Here is a 15,361-nt window from a genome sequence, read left to right on the forward strand (position 1 = left end):
CTTCGCGCCTAGAAATGCGCGCTAACAGCCTGCTATTGTTCGAAACCTGAGGAGAATGACTATGAAGCCGGCGGCGGGCTCAGGTCTCGTCGGGCACCGCCGCCAGCAGTGCCAGCAGCGCGAAGCTCGCCAGCCAGTGGGAGCCCATGTAGTCACCGTCCACCGCGTGAAGCGAGGCTGCGAAGTGCTCGTCGGCAAGCTTGCGCAGAGCCTCGGCTCGCGGCGCGGCGCCCAGCCGCCGGGCCATCGTCTGAAGGGCCCACGCGCGGCTGAGGTTGAGGCCGTCGAGATGCGCCAGCTTGCCGTCGGTAGGATCGGAAACGGTCACGGGGTGACAGGCATCCTCCAGCCAGCCGCCTTCCGGGAGGACGCGGTCGAACCAGTCGGAATATTCATCCGGCGGCAGGACGCGCTGCATCAGCAGCGCCACCGAAAGCACCGGCGACAGGAATGAATCGCCCCCTATGTCCCAGCCGCGATATTCGTCCAGCTGAGCGAAATTGGCCTTCGCGTAGTCCTCGATCAGGCCGCGCAGTGCAGGATCGAACTGGTTCGCCCAGTCATGCGCCAGCGTAAGGGCAAAGGCGGTGTTGGCGTGGGTGCCGGTGGTGATGGGATAGGTGAGCTTGGGCAGGTAGTCCTTGAACCCTGCCGCGAAATGCCTGGCAAGCGGCTCCAGCAGCGTGGCCCAGTCGCGATCGTCACGGCGCGCCGCTTCGCTGTGCAGGGCGAGCAGCCAGGCCCAGCCGTAGGGCCTTTCCCACCCGCGCGATTCCGGGCGCCGTGCATAGGCCAGTTCGCCCGCCAGCTTATTGGCCGTGAAGGTCTCCGCCGCCAGCGCATCGACCTGCGCGGCTTCGGGCATGTCGGGAAACAGGCGGCGCAGCGTCAGCAGGGTCCACCAGCTGTGCACGCAGCTGTGCCAGTCGTAACTGCCGAAGAACGCCGGATGCAGTTCGCGCGGCGTCTTCGCGTCGAACGGCCCGTTCATCACTTGCCCCAGCGAGTTGGGATATTCCTGCCCCACGTGCCCCAGCGCGGTGCTGGCGAAGCGGCGGGCGATGGTTTCGTCGAGTTGTCTCATGCCTTGCCGTAACCTCCTCCGCCCGGAGTGCGGATGATCATGGTGTCGCCGGGAGCCATGTCCGCGCCGCCTGTCGCTCCCAGATCGAGCGAGGAGCCATCGGCCCTTTCGACATGGGTTTCGCCGGGCAGGGCATCGCCGCCCCCGGCAATACCGCGCGGCGCCACCTTGCGGCGATTGGCGAGGATCTGCGCCCGCATGGGCTCAAGGAAGCGGATCGCCCGCTCCACCCCTTCGCCGCCGTGCCATCGCCCCTTGCCGCCGGAGCCGGACCGGATGGCGAACCGCTCCACCCGCACGGGCAGGCGGGTCTCCAGCACTTCGGGATCGGTCAGGCGGCTGTTGGTCATGTTGGTCTGCACCGCGTCGGTGCCGTCGTGTCCGTCACCCGCGCCGGAGCCGCCGGCTATGGTCTCGTAATACTGGCGCGTGTCGTCGCCGAAGGTGAAGTTGTTCATCGTCCCCTGGGCGGGGGCGAGAGCGCCGAGCGCGGCGAAGATCGCGTCGGTCACCACCTGGCTCGTCTCGACATTGCCCGCCACCACCGCCGCGGGCGGTTCGGGTGCAAGCATCGAGCCTGTCGGCACGACGATCTCCACCGGGCGCAGGCAGCCGTCGTTCAGCGGAATGTCGTCGTCGATCAGGCAGCGCAGGCAATAGAGCACGGCGGCCCGCGTGATGGCGGCAGGCGCGTTGAAGTTGTTCGGCAGCTGGTCGCTGGTTCCGGTGAAATCGAAGCGCGCGGTCTGCGCATCCTGATCGATGCTGACGGCAACCGAGACCTGCGCGCCGTTGTCCATCGCGTAGGTGAAGCTGCCGGAAGTCAGCCGCTCCACCAGCGTGCGCACGGCCGCTTCGCCGTGGTCGAGCGCGTGGCCCATGTAGGCGACCAGCACCTCGCGGCCATGCTCGCTCGCGGCATCCCCGAGGAGGTCCGCGCCGCGCGCGCAGGCGGCCAGCTGGGCCTTGAGGTCGGAAAGATTGCGCGCCGGGTTGCGCGCCGGATGCGTGCCGGAGGTCAGCAGGTCGCGCAGGTGCTCGGCGCGGAACTGTCCTTCGTCCACCAGCAGCACGTCGTCGAGGCGGATGCCCTCGTCGGCGATGCTGGTGCTGTCGGGCGGCATGGAGCCGGGCGCGGTGCCACCGATATCGGCGTGGTGCCCGCGCGCGGCGACGAAGGCATCGGGCTGCACGCTGTCGTCGGAAAGGAACACCGGCACGATCACCGTGACGTCCGGCAGGTGGGTGCCGCCGGCGTAGGGATCGTTCAGGCAATAGGCATCGCCGCGCCTGATGCCGCGCTCGCTTCCGGCGCGGTTGTCCACCACCCGGCGGATGCTGGCCGACATCGAGCCGAGGTGCACCGGGATGTGCGGTGCATTGGCGATCAGTTCGCCTTCACCGGTGAACAGGGCGCAGGAGAAATCGAGCCGTTCCTTGATGTTCACCGAGCTTGCGGTGCTTTCCAGCACCACGCCCATTTCCTCCGCAATCGCCATGAACATGTTGTTGAACACGGCAAGGCGGATGGGATCGACTCCGGTTGTCTCCGGCCTGCCTGCGATAGCGGCATGTTCGCGCGGGGCGGTGCGCTTCAGGATCAGCGAACCCTCGTCCGCCAGGGTGGCGCGCCACCCCTTCTCGACGATGGTGGTGGAGCCGGGGTCGGGGATCATGGCCGGTCCGTCGAGCGACTGGCCGGGCGTGAGCGAGCCGCGTTTTTCGACCACGCTCTGGCTCGCCAGCCCGCCGCTGGTGCCGCGCCCCTCGACGCTCAGGGCTTCAAGCACCACGGGAGCCTCTTCGTCCGACCAGCCGAAGCGGCGGCGGTGCTGCTCGCGAAAGCGGGCGTCCGTGTCCGTGCCGTGCGGCAGGTCGAGCGTGGTGTCGCTGCCCTCGAAGCGCAGTCTCAGGCGCGGGACGAGCTCTATGTTGCCGGCATCGATGCCCTGCGCGGTAAGGTCTCGCGTGACGGTTTCCTTCAGGTCCGCCAGCGCCTCGCTGAAATCCTCCTCCAGCGGGCGCACCACGCCCGCCTCGCGCATGGAAACCACCGGCGCCAGGCCGATGCCGTAGGCGCTGAGCATGCCTGCCAGCGGGTGAACCAGGACCGTCTCGATGCCCAGCTCGTCGGCCACGCGGCAGGCGAACTGGCCGCCCGCGCCGCCGAAGCAGGCGAGGGCGTGGGTCGTCACGTCGTGACCGCGGGCGGTGGAGATGGTGCGGATGGCGTTGGCCATCTCGTCCACCGCCAGGGTGAGAAAGCCCTCGGCCAGATCCTCGACGCTCATCGGCTCGGGAAGCTGGTCGACGATTTCCGCGATCCGCGCGTGCGAGGCGTGGGGATCGAGTGGCTGGTCGCCGTCCGGGCCAAAGACGCGCGGGAATTCGGCGGGGTCGATACGGCCAAGGATGAGGTTGCAGTCGGTAACGGTCAGCGGACCGCCCTTGCGATAGCAGGCAGGGCCAGGGTCGGCGCCCGCGCTTTCGGGGCCGACGCGCAGGCTCTGTCCGTCGAAGCGGCAGATCGAGCCGCCGCCCGCGGCCACGGTATGCACCTGCATCATCGGCGCGGCTATGCGGATGCCGGCCACCACGCTGTCGCCTGTGCGTTCGTACTCGCCGGCATAGTGGCACACGTCGGTGCTGGTGCCGCCCATGTCGAAGCCGATCAGCTTGTCGTATCCCAGCGCCTGTGCCGTCTCCACCATGCCGACGACACCGCCTGCGGGACCGGACAGCACCGCGTCCTTGCCGCGAAAGGCGCGCGCATCGGCCAGCCCGCCGTTCGACTGCATGAAGCGAAGGCTGCCGTGATCGGGCAGGCGCTGCGCCAGCTGGTCGACATAGTGCCGGATCACGGGCGAGAGATAGGCGTCCGCGACCGAGGTATCGCCGCGCGGCACCAGCTTGATGAGCGGGGAAACCTCATGGCTGGCGCTGACCTGCGTGAAGCCGAGCTCGCGCGCGATCGTGGCCAGGCGCTTCTCGTGATCCTGGTAGTGCCAGCCGTGCATCAGGACGATGGCGAGGGCTTCGTAGCCGTCCTCGCGCAGGGCTTGCAGGTCGCGCCGCGCCGCATCCTCGTCCAGCGCCACGAGAACCTCCCCGTCGGCCCCCACGCGCTCCGCGATCTCGACGGTGCGGCTTTCCAGCCTCTCGGGCTTCACGATGTGACGGGCGAAGATATCGGGCCGCGCCTGGTTGCCGATCTTGAGGGCATCGGCATGTCCCTGCGTGATTGCCAGCGCGACACGCTCTCCCTGCCTTTCCAGCAGGGCGTTGGTGGCGATGGTCGTGCCGATGCGAAGCTCGGCGATCGGCGCGCTGCCGTGTTCCTCCATCAGCCGCCGTACCGCTTCGCTGGCGGCATCGGGATATTGCTCCGGATTGCTGGAGAGCAGCTTGGTGGTGACGATGGCACCATCCGGCGTCTGCGCCACGACATCCGTAAAGGTGCCGCCGCGGTCTATGGCAAAGCGATAGGATCCGGTCATGCCAGTCCAGCTAGGAAGCCGCGGCCCGCTTGTCGAGCGAATGGTCGCCCTATGCGAAGACCTCCGCCGCGGGAAAGTCGGGATCGCCGATCGTCGCATCGATCAGGAACGACTTCACCACGTCGCGGCGGGGATCGGGCGAGGCGGGCTTGCAGAACAGCCACATGCGCCAGTCGACGAGCGGCATCAGCTGGACCACCTGTTCGCGCGTTTCGGGGCGAAGCAGCGGTTCGGAGAACGAGGCGACGGCAACCCCGCGCTCCAGCATCGCGCCCATCACATCGTAGTATTGCGAATGGCCCACCACCTTGCGCGGCCTGACGTCCGCACGGGCAAGCGCGGCCAGCAGTTCGCGCTCCTGCCGGCTGCCGGCGTGCGGAAGGACGAAAGGCAGCAGGCTTACCTGCTCCGGTGACAGCGGCAGTCGTTCTCCCTCGGCGAAGGACCGGTGGCCGTAGATGCCGCCGCGAACCCGTGCCAGCGGCTGCAGGCCGTCGGGCGTGCCGAGATCCTCGCGGATGTTGATCAGGGCGAAATCGAAACGACCGGCCTGCAGCAGGCTGGGCACGTCGGAGGTCGGAGGCCGGGTCTCGAATTCCAGTTCGATCTGCGGGTTCTGCGCAAAGAAGCTGTCCAGCTTCTGGCGAATGTAGAAGTCGAACATGCCTTGCCCCACCAGCAGGCGAAACTGGATGGTGGTGTCCGCCGATCGCCGGGCGGCCCGGTGCGCGGCCAACCGCTGCGCCGCGGCATAGAATTCGCGCAGGTCGCTCTCGAACGCGCGGCCTTCCGCCGTCAGCAGCGGTCTGCGCCCGGGCTTCCGGTCGAACAGCGTGACGGCCAGCTGATCTTCCAGCGCCTTGAGCTGGTTGCTGACCGACGCCTGCGAAATGCCCAGCTGTTCCGCGCAGCCGCGAAAGCTGCCGGATATCGCGAGGGTGGAAAAGACCTCCAGCTGGCGCAGGGTGAAAGGCAGGCTCGGTATTATCATCGCGCAAGGAATACATAATGTGTGGGTTATAACAACCATCACCTTGCGATGCGTTGCTTTTGTCCCGCGCGTGCCGGAATTTCCTTGCAGAAGAGGACAAGGGAGGGAGAAACCATGTCACCAGGCAAGGTTGGCGCGCGGCTGCGTGCAACGAAGGGTATGCTGGCAGGAGGGGCCAGCGCACTGGCCCTGATGCTGTCGGCCGGGCAGGCGACGGCGCAGGATGCGGAGGACGACTTCGCGCCCGCAGGCGAGCCGGCGGCGGAGCAGGACAGGCAGATCATCTACGTCACCGGGTCGCGTATTCAGACAGATGGCATGCAGGCACCGGTTCCCGTCACCGTGGTGGGGGCGGAGGAACTGGAAACCCTTTCCCCCGGAGCGCTGATCACCGGCGTTTCGCAGCTGCCCCAGTTCTACGGCAACCAGACCCCCAACAGCGGAGCCTTCTTCACGCGCGCCGGTTACGGCACGCTCAACCTGCGCGGGCTGGGCGTGAACCGCACGCTGACCCTGCTCAACGGGCGGCGTGTTCCCTCCACCAGCGCATTCGGCGGGGTGGACATCAACCTGTTCCCCGAGGCCGCCATCCAGGCGGTGGAAACCACCACCGGCGGCGCATCGGCGGCCTATGGCTCCGACGCGGTGGCAGGCGTGGTCAACTTCATCCTCGATACCGATTTCACCGGGCTCGAAGTGTCGGCCCAGGGCGGCATCACCGAACGCGGCGACGGCGACAACTACGAGATTTCCGGCACTTTCGGCACCAGCTTCGCCGGCGGTCGCGGCCACATCCTGGTAGCGGGCGAATATTACGACCAGAAAGGCATATTCACTTACCGGGATCGCGACTGGTACCAGGGATGGGGCACCTTCGGCAGCGGCACCGCCGCCGATCCATACCGCTTCGTTCCCGGCACCGTTTCGGCCAACGCCAGCTTCGACGGGCGGGTCGTCGCTCCCGGCACGGCCATTCACCAGCTGGTGTTCGACAGCACCGGAAACGTGGCGCCCTATCAGCCCGGAACGGTGAACCAGTTCCCCTATGGCATCCCTCCTGCGCGCACCGCGGGCGGCGGCCACAACGATGACCTGGGAGCCGAAGCGCCAAGTCTCTATCCCGACCTCGAGCGCTATTCGGTGTTCGCCTACGCCGACTTCGAAGCGACCGACAACCTGACCCTGTTCGCACAGTACCTGCACGGGCGCACCAGAATCTGGCAGTACAACACGCCGCGCTCCAGCTTCGGCGGAACGCCAACGGCGCTGACGATCTTCCAGGATAACTTCTTCCTGCCGGACAGCCTGCGCCAGACGATGATCGCCAACAATATCGAGAGCTTCACCCTGCGCCGCATGGGCAGCCTCGAAGACATTGGCGGACTCTACCTCGACGACCAGACCACCCAGCACATCGGCACGGTGGGTCTCGAATACGATTTCGACAGCGGGTGGTCGGTCGATGCCTTCTACCAGTACGGACATTCCGAGCGCGACTGGCGCCAGTTCGGCCTGCGGGTCGACCGCATATTCGCCGCGGTCGATGCCGTGGACGACGGCACTGGCAATCCGGTCTGCCGCGTATCGCTGTTCGGCGATGCCTTCCCGGGATGCGAGCCGCTGAACCTGTTCGGCCGGGGCAATGCCTCTGCCGCCGCCGTCGACTACGTCACCGGGGTCGAGGCGGGGCAGAGCATCTCCACCCCCCTGTTCTTCGCCGACGATGGCTTCGCCAGCGGCCGCACCTACGACTACACGACCTCGCCGGAAAAGGTGAACCTGACGACCTTCGAGCAGCACTTCGCCGAGATTTCGGCCTCGGGCGAATTGCTGGAGCTGTGGGCCGGGCCGCTGGCGGTGGCCCTGGGCGGATCCTATCGCCGCGACGAGATCCTGCAGCTGGTGCAGGACGTGACCAATCCCGCATCGGACCACGAGAGCGGCCATCCCGTGCTGTGCAATGGAGAGGCGCCCGGCTTGCGCGGGGTCAGCACGCCCGATTGCCTCAACACGGTGGGCATCCAGTATTCCAAGGTGTCGAACATCAAGGGCCGCTCGGAAGTCTGGGAAGCGTTCGGCGAAGTGCTGATGCCGCTGGTGGATACCGACGGCTTCACGGCCAATGCCAATGCCGCGGTGCGCTGGGCGGACTATTCCGGCTCCGGCTCCGTCTGGGCCTACAAGGGCGGACTGGAACTCGGATTCATCGACGAACAGATCCGTCTGCGCGGCACCTATTCGCGCGACGTGCGGGCCGGCAACCTGTCGGAACGGTTCGATCGCACCGGCGGCAGCGCGGTGGTCGACGACCCGCGTACCGCAGCCGTCGAGGCTATCAACGTGACCCGCTTTTCCGGCGGCAACCCCGAGGTCAGCCCGGAGGAAGCCGACACGTGGACGGTTGGCGTCGTTCTTCAGCCCGATGCCATTCCCGGCCTTTCGCTGAGCGTGGACTATTACAACATCGAGATCAGCGGCGCGATCAGCCAGGTCGGGAACCAGGAAGTGCTGCGCCGCTGCTTCGAGGACAGCGCGCAGGAATTCTGCGACCTCATCACCCTTACAAGCGGCACGGCAACGCCGGGTGCCAGCGGGGATATCGTGCTGGTGGGCGATGTCTTCGTCAACGTGGCGGCGGCCAATGTCGAAGGCCTCGATTTCGAAGCGAGCTACAATACCGATCTCGACCTGCTGGGCGGCGATGAATCGCTCTCGGCGCGCCTGTTCACCTCGTGGCTGCTCGAACGCTCCGACACCGATTTCAACGGCAACGTCACCGATGTCACCGGCCAGACCGGGGCAACGCAGTCTTCGGGCGTGTACCTGCCCTATGCCGATTTCAAGGCCACCGGCGGCATCACCTACCGCAACGGCGGGCTTTCCGGGCTGGTGCAGGTGCGGCACATCGGCGGGGGGATACAGGACGCCTCGCTGGTGGAGGGCATCGGGATCGAGGACAACTCGGTGGACTCCGTGACCTACATCGACCTGCGGCTGGGGTACGAATTCGACCTCGCCGGCACGGAAGTGGAGATCTACGGAAACATCACCAACCTCGGCGACGAAGCGCCGCCGGTCACGCCATCGTACAGCGCCTTTCTGGGCTATTCCTCGCAGGTCAACACGGCAGTCTACGACGTGCTCGGGCGGCGCTACACGCTCGGTATTCGGGTGCGCATGTAGCCGGAGGGTCTTGGCGGGGCCGGGGCTACTCCCTAGCATCCGGCCCCGCATCTGCGCAGGCAATCGCAAGTTTTGGGGGACGCATTTCGTGAGCAAGAAGACGATCACCGGCAATTTCACCCGGCGCGGCGCCATCGGCGCTGCCGGTGCGGCGACGCTGGCCGTCACCGTGCCGGGTCTGGCGCACTCGCCCGGCCGACGGCCGAACTTCCTGTTCATCATGGCCGACGACCTCGGTTATGCCGACCTCTCCTGTTACGGACGGCGCGAGTACGAGACTCCGGTGCTCGACGGTCTGGCAGCGCAGGGCCTGAAGTTCACGCATGGCTATGCCAATTCGGCGGTCTGCTCGGCCACCCGCGTCGGCCTGATAACCGGACGCTACCAGTATCGCCTGCGCGTCGGCCTGGAGGAGCCTCTGGGCAACCGCGAGCTCGGCCTCGATCCGGCGCACCCGACCATGCCCTCGCTGTTGCGCGATGCCGGCTATCACACGGGGCTGGTCGGCAAGTGGCATCTCGGCTGGCTTCCCGACTTCGGCCCGTTGAAGAGCGGCTATGACGAATTCTGGGGCATCCGCGGCGGCGGCGTGGACTACTTCACGCACAACGTCGCCGGGCAGCCGGACCTGTGGGACGGCGACGTGCCCATTGAGGAAGTCGGCTACATGACCGACCTGATGGCCGACCGCGCCATCGCGTTCCTCGACGACCGTGCGGCGGAGGCGGACAGGCCCTGGCTGCTGTCGCTGCATTTTACCGCCCCGCACTGGCCGTGGGAAGCCAACGACGCAGAAGGGCGCGCCGAAAGCGCGCGGCTGGCCGAATCCGGACCCACCATTCCCGGCTCACTGGACATTACCCATTTCGACGGCGGCGACATGGAAACCTATGCCGGAATGGTCACCAGCCTCGACATGAACGTGGGCCGCGTGCTCGCCCGGCTTGGCGAACTGGGCATGGAGCAGGATACCGTGGTCGTCTTCACCAGCGACAACGGCGGCGAGCGCTTCAGCGACAACTGGCCGTTCACCGGGATCAAGACCGAACTGCTGGAGGGCGGCATGCGCGTGCCCTTCATCGTCAAGTGGCCCGGTCTGACCATGCCCGGCACCGAAACCGACGTGCCCGCCCTGTCGATGGATTTTCTGCCCACTTTCCTGGCCGCTGCCGGCACGGCTCCGCACCCGGACTATCCCAGCGACGGCATGGATCTACGCCCGGTGCTCGCTGGCGCCACTCCGCCCGATCGCACGCTGTTCTGGCGCTTCTGGGCAAAGGACCAGAAGGCGGCGCGGCACGGGCGATACAAGTACCTTTCCATCGGCGGAGAGGAATACCTCTTCGACATCGTCGCCGACCCGCTGGAACGGGCCAACCTGAAATTCCGCGAGGCAGACACTTTCGCCCGACTGAAGGCGGCATTCGAGGAATGGAACGCCACCATGCTGTCTTCCCCCGATGCCAGTTCCTATCGCTTTACCCCGAAGGAACTGGCCGACCACTTCGGCTGGGACAGCTAGCGTCGCCAGTATCTGGCGGCGTGCGGACATGGAAAGGCCCCGGAAGCCGGATAGGCTTGCGGGGCCATTTTCCAAGCGCTGTGCGCTATCGGATCGAAGTCAGGATGCGAGACCGGCGGGAATGGTCGCGCCCTGCTTCAGGTAGACGCGGTTGTCGTCGATGCGGTCCACCGAATCCAGCGGCATGTAGTGGTGCATGTTGTCTTCGCTGTCGGTGCGGGTCAGCTTGATGCGGTCGTCCTTCACGTCATCGACCGTCCCGACGTGCTGGCCCTCGAAGTTGGTGACTTCCATATGTTCCTTGATGCGTAGCTTCTCGAACATGAGAATTCCTTTCTTTTTATCGACTTACACCTATACAACGAACGGTTAAGGCTCGCCGTTCCTCGCTTCGTCGTCTGCGCGAAACGCCTCGCGGGGGCAGGTCGCCGGGGGGTGGCTTTTGGAGGGCGCTGCGCCTAGTTGGCGCGCGGAAGGAGCACCGATGGCAACCCCCGGATACGGTCCGCCAAAGCGTCTGAACTGGAAGCTGATCGTCGTGATCGTCCTGCTGCACTTCGCGGCGCTCTACGGTCTTGCCCGCGCCCTAGCGCCCGAATTCACCGCCAGCGTGGTGGAGCAGGCAACTTCGCTGGTGACCGTCACCGTCTCCACCTACGAGGAAGAACCGCCCGAGACCGAGCCCAGCGTGTCTCCGCCTCAGCCCGACGAAGGCGCGGCGGCGGAGGCCGGCAAGGAAGCGGTGGCGCGCGAGGTGACCGCGCCCGAACGCCCGCTTCCCCGGCCCAGCCCGGCGCCGCGGGCCGCGTCCACCGGCACCGCCAACACCAGCGGCGCGGCCGACCGCGGCGAGGGGACCGGCGCTGGCGGAGAAGGCGAGGGAACCGGCAGCGGGCGCAGCGGATCGGGGCAGGGCGGCGCAGTTGCCGTGGGTCCATCGGTGCGCTCGGGCGAACTGAACGAGGCGCGCGACTTTCCCGTGCCGGAAGGGGGGCGCGCGGCGCGCTTCGGCAAGTCCGTGACCGTGCATTTCACCGTCACCACCGATGGCCGTGCCCGCGACTGCTCGGTTGCCAGCACCCAGGTGGATGCGGCCACCACCGCCCTCGTGTGCCCGCTGGTGATCGAGCGCATACGCTTCAATCCCGCCACGGCACGTGATGGAACGCCGGTAGAGGCGCGCTATGGCTACCGCGTGGATTTCCGCGCACGGTAAGCCGGCGGGGCTTGCAAGCTCTCGCGTGATGAATGAGGGATAGGTCATGAGCCCGATCCATCCGGTAATCCTGTGCGGGGGAAGCGGCACGCGCCTCTGGCCGCGCAGCCGCAGGTCGCGCCCCAAGCCGTTCCTGCCGCTGATGGGCGATCAGACCCTGTTCGAGGCCACCATGGAGCGCGTCGCCGATCCGACACTGTTCGCCTCTCCCACCGTGGTCACCGGTGGCGCACACCTGCCGCTGGTGGAGGCGCAGCTTCGCGGCGATGCTGCCATCATCGTGGAGCCGGAAGCGAAGAACACCGCCGCCGCCATTGCCCTGGCCGCCGCGCGCCTTCCCGAGGATGCGGTGATGCTGGTGTGTCCCAGCGACCACTTCATCGCCGATGTTCCGGCCTTCCATTCCGCGGTGCGCGCCGCGGCCGCGCTGGCGGGCAAGGGCTACATGGTCGCCCTGGGCATCACGCCCACCGCGCCTGAGACCGGGTTTGGCTACATGCGCAGGGGAGAGGCCGTGGAGGGCGGCTTCGCCGTTGCCGAATTTGTCGAGAAGCCCGACCTCGACAGCGCCATGCGGTTTCTCGCGTCGGGCGACTACAGCTGGAACGGCGGCATCTTCGCCTTTGCGGCAGGCGCCTTCATGACGGAACTGGCGCGTCACCGCCCGGCGATGGCGGAGGCGGTGCGGACAGCGGTGGAAAGAGGAGAGCTGTCGGACACGCGCTTCCATCCCGACGCCCGGGCCTTTGGCGCAATCGAGGCGGAATCGGTCGACTATGCGGTGATGGAGGAGACTCCCCGCGCTGCCATGGTCCCGGTGACCATGGGCTGGTCCGATATCGGCAACTGGCAAGCGCTGCGCGATGCGCGCGGCGGCGATGGCGACGGCAATCGCACGCGCGGGCCCGTCGAACTGGTCGATTGCCGCGGAGTGCTGGCCGAAAGCGATTCCCTGCGCGTGTCCGCCATCGGACTGGAAAACGTGGCGATCGTGGTCGATGGCGGCGAGGTGCTCGTCACCACGATGGAAGGCGCGCAGAAGGTCGGCAAGCTGTCGGGCGCAAGCGAGCAGTAGCGAAGGGGCAGGGCATGGACACCATGATCGCGCAAACCATCCAGCTGGCCCTGGCGCCGGTTTTCGTGCTGGTGGCCATCGGCAACATTATCGCCACGCTCACCCAGCGCCTTGGCCGGGTGGTCGACCGGGCGCGCACCCTGCAGCGGCTGCACGGCGAGACCGAAGGGATAGAGCACGACATGGTGGTTCGCGAGATCCGCATGAGCGACCAGCGCATCACCCTCATCGGGCAGGCGTTGCGGCTGCTGGTGATGGCCGCGCTCTCCATCGGGCTGACGGTAGTGCTGCTGTTCCTCGAGGAATTCGCACACATAGGGCTGAACCCCGTGGCGGCAGGCAGCTTCATCCTGGCAATCGCGCTGCTGATGTGGGCGCTGCTGGTGTTCCTGAGGGAGACGCGCGAGGCGACCGCCGCGCTGCGCATCCCGGAGGAATTCCTGGAAAAGGACCGCGAACTCTAGGGTCCGCCCGCTGCTAGTCCCTCGGCGCTTCCAGCATGCGCTGGCCCTGATCGCGGATGGCGGCATCGATCATCGGCTGCAGGAAGCCCAGCGCGGGCGGCAGCACCATGTGGAAGATGACCTTTTCGTCCTCCACGTCGATATGTCCTTGCAGCACCTGGCCCATGGCGTTGATCGACATGGTCATGCGATCCTCGGTCGGCCAGTTGGTCTGCACCTCGGCCATTCCACCGGGTATGTTGTCGGCAATCCTGTGACTGTTCTGGCTGAGGCGGCGGCGCACTTCCTCGCGGCCGAGGTCGTGCGGAATTTCGATGTCCATCAGGACTCCTTTTCGGGCGGGGGGAGCGATGTGTCCTCGCCGCCATACTTGTAATCGAGGTAGCGGTTCTTGATTGCCAGGTCGTCCAGCGACCCTTCGGCAAGCTGCCGCGTGACGTGGTCTATTTCCTTGCTGATCTTGCCGAGGCTGTTCACCAGCTGCGCATCGGGCGTTTCTCCCGCGCGCTTTTCCTTGCGCAGGTGATCGGGGATGCGGCGATAGGAATCAATGGTTTCCGGGAGGTATTCGCCTACCAGCTTGCGTGTTTCGGCCGCCGCGGGGTGCGCCGGATCGACATGCTCCAGCTGCTTGCCCAGCGCATCCAGCTGCACGCCCAGGTCGTCCACCAGCTGCACCGCGGGCGGGGGCAGGGCGGGCCGCTGGCCTTCCAGCCACAGCTCGGTCCGCGCGACCAGCCGCCGGGCGTCCTGCGTGCGCGAAAGCTCCGCACGGTCGGGGATGCGCACCTTGGGATAGTTGGCGAAGATGAATCCCGCCGCCACGATCGCGAAGATCGCCACCATCACGCCGACGAAGCCGATCCCCTGCAGGATCATCCCGGCGACGCTGGCGGCCATGAAGATGGCCAGCACGGCCGCGCCGAAGTAGCCCGCCCGCTTCAGCAGGTTCTTGCGCTTGACCTGCTTCGAGCCGCGACCGATCGAGCCGCGACCGCGGTGGAAGCCGCCCTCGTACCGGTTCACCCGCAGGCTGTCGCCCGCAGCCTTCATGATGGCATCGGATTCGCGTGTAGTGTCGGCCATCAGCCGGTCAGCCCTCCAGGCTCAGAAGGCCACTGTCCCGCACCTGCGAGGCGGCCTGGGCCTGCCCCTCGGCACGGGCGATGTAGCCGCGCGACTTCTCCACCTCGGTGGAAAGCGTCTCCACGGTCTGCTTCATCGAATCGAGCGCGCGCAGCTTGAACGAATCCACCTCGTCCATGGTGTCGTAGATGTTCTGGAAGGCGCGCTGCAGCGTTTCCATGGGAATGGTGCTGCTGGCCGCCTGTTCGTGGATCTGTGCGGTGTTGTCGCGCAGCATCTGGCCGGTGGAATCGATGATGCCGGCGGTCGTCTGGTTCAGTGCGGTGATCTGGCCCAGCACCAGTTTCTGGTTGGTCATCGCCTGCGCCACGGTCACCGCGGTGCGCAGCGCGCCCACGGTGGTGGTGCTGGCGCGGTCGACGCCCTTCACCAGCTCGACGTTGTTCTTCTTGACGAGGTCCAGCGCCAGGTAGCCCTGCACCGAAACCGCCATCTGCGTCAGCAGGTCCTGCGTGCGCTGGCGGACGTAGAACAGCGCCGTCTCGCGAATGGCCTTGGCCTTCTCGGGATCGGTGGAATCGAGTTCCGCGGCCTTTTCCTCAAGCTCTGCGTCCAGCGCCTTGGCGATATGGATCATCTGCTCGAGGTTGCCCATGGCTTCCCACAGCTTCTGCCGCTCAACGTCGATGGCGGCATTGTCCATCAGCAGCTCGTCCTTGCCGCTGGAAAGGCGGGCCAGGATCGACTGGATGTGTCCCTGGGCGCTGGTGTAGCTGTCGAAGTAGTTCTTCAGCTTGTTGCCGAAGGGAATGATGCCCAGGAACTTGCGCCCGGTCATCTTGCCGCGGCGACCGGGATCGAGTTCCTCCACCGTGCGGCGAAGCTCGGTCAGGTCCGCGCCCACGCCGCTGTCGGCATCCATCGCGCGCACCGGGCGATCTAGGAAGCGGTTGGACATCTGGCTGGCGGCCATGATTTCCTTGCGACCCATGTTGGTGATCTGGTCCACCTTCTTGCCGAAATCGGGCGACTTGGAATCCAGCGCCACCAGCTCGTTGACGAACCCGTCGACCTTTTCCTGCAGCTTGGTCTTCTTCTCCTCGCTGATGGGCACGAGGCCGGCGGCTCTTTCGGGCGCGACGCTGGGCACCGGATCCGGCGGGGTAAGGTCCAGATCGGTAGCGGTTGCGGTGGTCGTCTCTTTACTGGTGGCCATGCGCCTTCGATTCCCTCTTTGCCTGTC

Annotated in this window: 12 protein-coding genes; 5 read left to right on the forward strand and 7 right to left on the reverse strand. The window is 66.5% G+C overall.

The window, feature by feature from the left end; translation table 11 throughout:
- Positions 1 to 79 precede the first annotated feature (79 nt).
- The 3 genes from AAA989_RS08820 to AAA989_RS08830 are packed head-to-tail and all read right to left on the reverse strand — an operon-like array spanning position 80 to position 5,572.
- Positions 80 to 1,084, reverse strand: a complete 1,005-nt coding sequence (locus AAA989_RS08820; protein WP_338242702.1) for a DUF2891 domain-containing protein — start codon at positions 1,082 to 1,084, stop codon at positions 80 to 82.
- Entirely contained in the window at positions 1,081 to 4,581 is a 3,501-nt protein-coding gene (locus AAA989_RS08825) for a hydantoinase B/oxoprolinase family protein (RefSeq protein WP_338242705.1), read from the reverse strand. Before AAA989_RS08825 ends, AAA989_RS08820 begins: the two co-directional genes overlap by 4 nt.
- A gap of 49 nt (positions 4,582 to 4,630) precedes the next feature.
- Positions 4,631 to 5,572, reverse strand: a complete 942-nt coding sequence (locus AAA989_RS08830; RefSeq protein ID WP_338242707.1) for a LysR family transcriptional regulator — start codon at positions 5,570 to 5,572, stop codon at positions 4,631 to 4,633.
- Between the two features lie 114 nt (positions 5,573 to 5,686).
- Between AAA989_RS08830 and AAA989_RS08835 the strand changes: the two genes are divergently transcribed.
- Positions 5,687 to 8,755, forward strand: a complete 3,069-nt coding sequence (locus AAA989_RS08835; protein WP_338242709.1) for a TonB-dependent receptor plug domain-containing protein — start codon at positions 5,687 to 5,689, stop codon at positions 8,753 to 8,755.
- An 88-nt stretch (positions 8,756 to 8,843) separates the two neighbouring features.
- Positions 8,844 to 10,277 carry a sulfatase family protein gene (locus AAA989_RS08840; protein ID WP_338242711.1) on the forward strand — a complete coding sequence of 478 codons (1,434 nt, stop codon included), beginning with the start codon at positions 8,844 to 8,846 and terminating at the stop codon, positions 10,275 to 10,277.
- Positions 10,278 to 10,376: 99 nt separating this feature from the next.
- Here AAA989_RS08840 and AAA989_RS08845 read toward each other — a convergent pair whose 3' ends face one another.
- Complete coding sequence (locus AAA989_RS08845) at positions 10,377 to 10,601, reverse strand: DUF2171 domain-containing protein (protein WP_338242714.1); 225 nt, start codon at positions 10,599 to 10,601, stop codon at positions 10,377 to 10,379.
- A 160-nt stretch (positions 10,602 to 10,761) separates the two neighbouring features.
- On the opposite strand from AAA989_RS08845, the gene AAA989_RS08850 reads away from it, so the two are divergent.
- The 3 genes from AAA989_RS08850 to AAA989_RS08860 are packed head-to-tail and all read left to right on the forward strand — an operon-like array spanning position 10,762 to position 13,032.
- A complete protein-coding gene (locus AAA989_RS08850) occupies positions 10,762 to 11,493 on the forward strand; it encodes an energy transducer TonB (RefSeq protein WP_338242716.1) in 732 nt (243 codons plus the stop codon).
- 46 nt (positions 11,494 to 11,539) lie between these two features.
- On the forward strand, positions 11,540 to 12,568 hold the full coding sequence (locus tag AAA989_RS08855) for a mannose-1-phosphate guanylyltransferase (RefSeq protein ID WP_338242718.1): 1,029 nt from the start codon (positions 11,540 to 11,542) through the stop codon (positions 12,566 to 12,568).
- Between the two features lie 14 nt (positions 12,569 to 12,582).
- On the forward strand, positions 12,583 to 13,032 hold the full coding sequence (locus AAA989_RS08860) for a DUF2721 domain-containing protein (protein ID WP_338242720.1): 450 nt from the start codon (positions 12,583 to 12,585) through the stop codon (positions 13,030 to 13,032).
- 13 nt (positions 13,033 to 13,045) lie between these two features.
- Here the strand turns inward: AAA989_RS08860 and AAA989_RS08865 are convergent, their stop codons facing one another.
- The 3 genes from AAA989_RS08865 to AAA989_RS08875 are packed head-to-tail and all read right to left on the reverse strand — an operon-like array spanning position 13,046 to position 15,334.
- Positions 13,046 to 13,354 (reverse strand): polyhydroxyalkanoic acid system family protein, encoded by a 309-nt coding sequence (locus AAA989_RS08865; protein ID WP_338242722.1) that lies wholly within the window; start codon positions 13,352 to 13,354, stop codon positions 13,046 to 13,048.
- Positions 13,354 to 14,118, reverse strand: a complete 765-nt coding sequence (locus tag AAA989_RS08870; RefSeq protein WP_338242725.1) for a hypothetical protein — start codon at positions 14,116 to 14,118, stop codon at positions 13,354 to 13,356. Before AAA989_RS08870 ends, AAA989_RS08865 begins: the two co-directional genes overlap by 1 nt.
- A 7-nt stretch (positions 14,119 to 14,125) precedes the next feature.
- Positions 14,126 to 15,334: a toxic anion resistance protein gene (locus AAA989_RS08875; protein WP_338242727.1), complete on the reverse strand. Its 1,209-nt coding sequence runs from the start codon at positions 15,332 to 15,334 to the stop codon at positions 14,126 to 14,128.
- Positions 15,335 to 15,361: the final 27 nt, after the last annotated feature.

The sequence above is a fragment of the Aurantiacibacter hainanensis genome (assembly GCF_036321025.1).
GTDB lineage: Bacteria > Pseudomonadota > Alphaproteobacteria > Sphingomonadales > Sphingomonadaceae > Alteraurantiacibacter > Alteraurantiacibacter hainanensis.

What these genes read in the sequence shown, in the direction of transcription:
- AAA989_RS08820 (WP_338242702.1), bottom strand. Translation starts at nt 1,084, where the DNA reads ATGAGACAACTCGACGAAACCATCGCCCGCCGCTTCGCCAGCACCGCG.
- AAA989_RS08825 (WP_338242705.1), bottom strand. Translation starts at nt 4,581, where the DNA reads ATGACCGGATCCTATCGCTTTGCCATAGACCGCGGCGGCACCTTTACG.
- AAA989_RS08830 (WP_338242707.1), bottom strand. Translation starts at nt 5,572, where the DNA reads ATGATAATACCGAGCCTGCCTTTCACCCTGCGCCAGCTGGAGGTCTTT.
- AAA989_RS08835 (WP_338242709.1), top strand. Translation starts at nt 5,687, where the DNA reads ATGTCACCAGGCAAGGTTGGCGCGCGGCTGCGTGCAACGAAGGGTATG.
- AAA989_RS08845 (WP_338242714.1), bottom strand. Translation starts at nt 10,601, where the DNA reads ATGTTCGAGAAGCTACGCATCAAGGAACATATGGAAGTCACCAACTTC.
- AAA989_RS08850 (WP_338242716.1), top strand. Translation starts at nt 10,762, where the DNA reads ATGGCAACCCCCGGATACGGTCCGCCAAAGCGTCTGAACTGGAAGCTG.
- AAA989_RS08855 (WP_338242718.1), top strand. Translation starts at nt 11,540, where the DNA reads ATGAGCCCGATCCATCCGGTAATCCTGTGCGGGGGAAGCGGCACGCGC.
- AAA989_RS08860 (WP_338242720.1), top strand. Translation starts at nt 12,583, where the DNA reads ATGGACACCATGATCGCGCAAACCATCCAGCTGGCCCTGGCGCCGGTT.
- AAA989_RS08865 (WP_338242722.1), bottom strand. Translation starts at nt 13,354, where the DNA reads ATGGACATCGAAATTCCGCACGACCTCGGCCGCGAGGAAGTGCGCCGC.
- AAA989_RS08870 (WP_338242725.1), bottom strand. Translation starts at nt 14,118, where the DNA reads ATGGCCGACACTACACGCGAATCCGATGCCATCATGAAGGCTGCGGGC.
- AAA989_RS08875 (WP_338242727.1), bottom strand. Translation starts at nt 15,334, where the DNA reads ATGGCCACCAGTAAAGAGACGACCACCGCAACCGCTACCGATCTGGAC.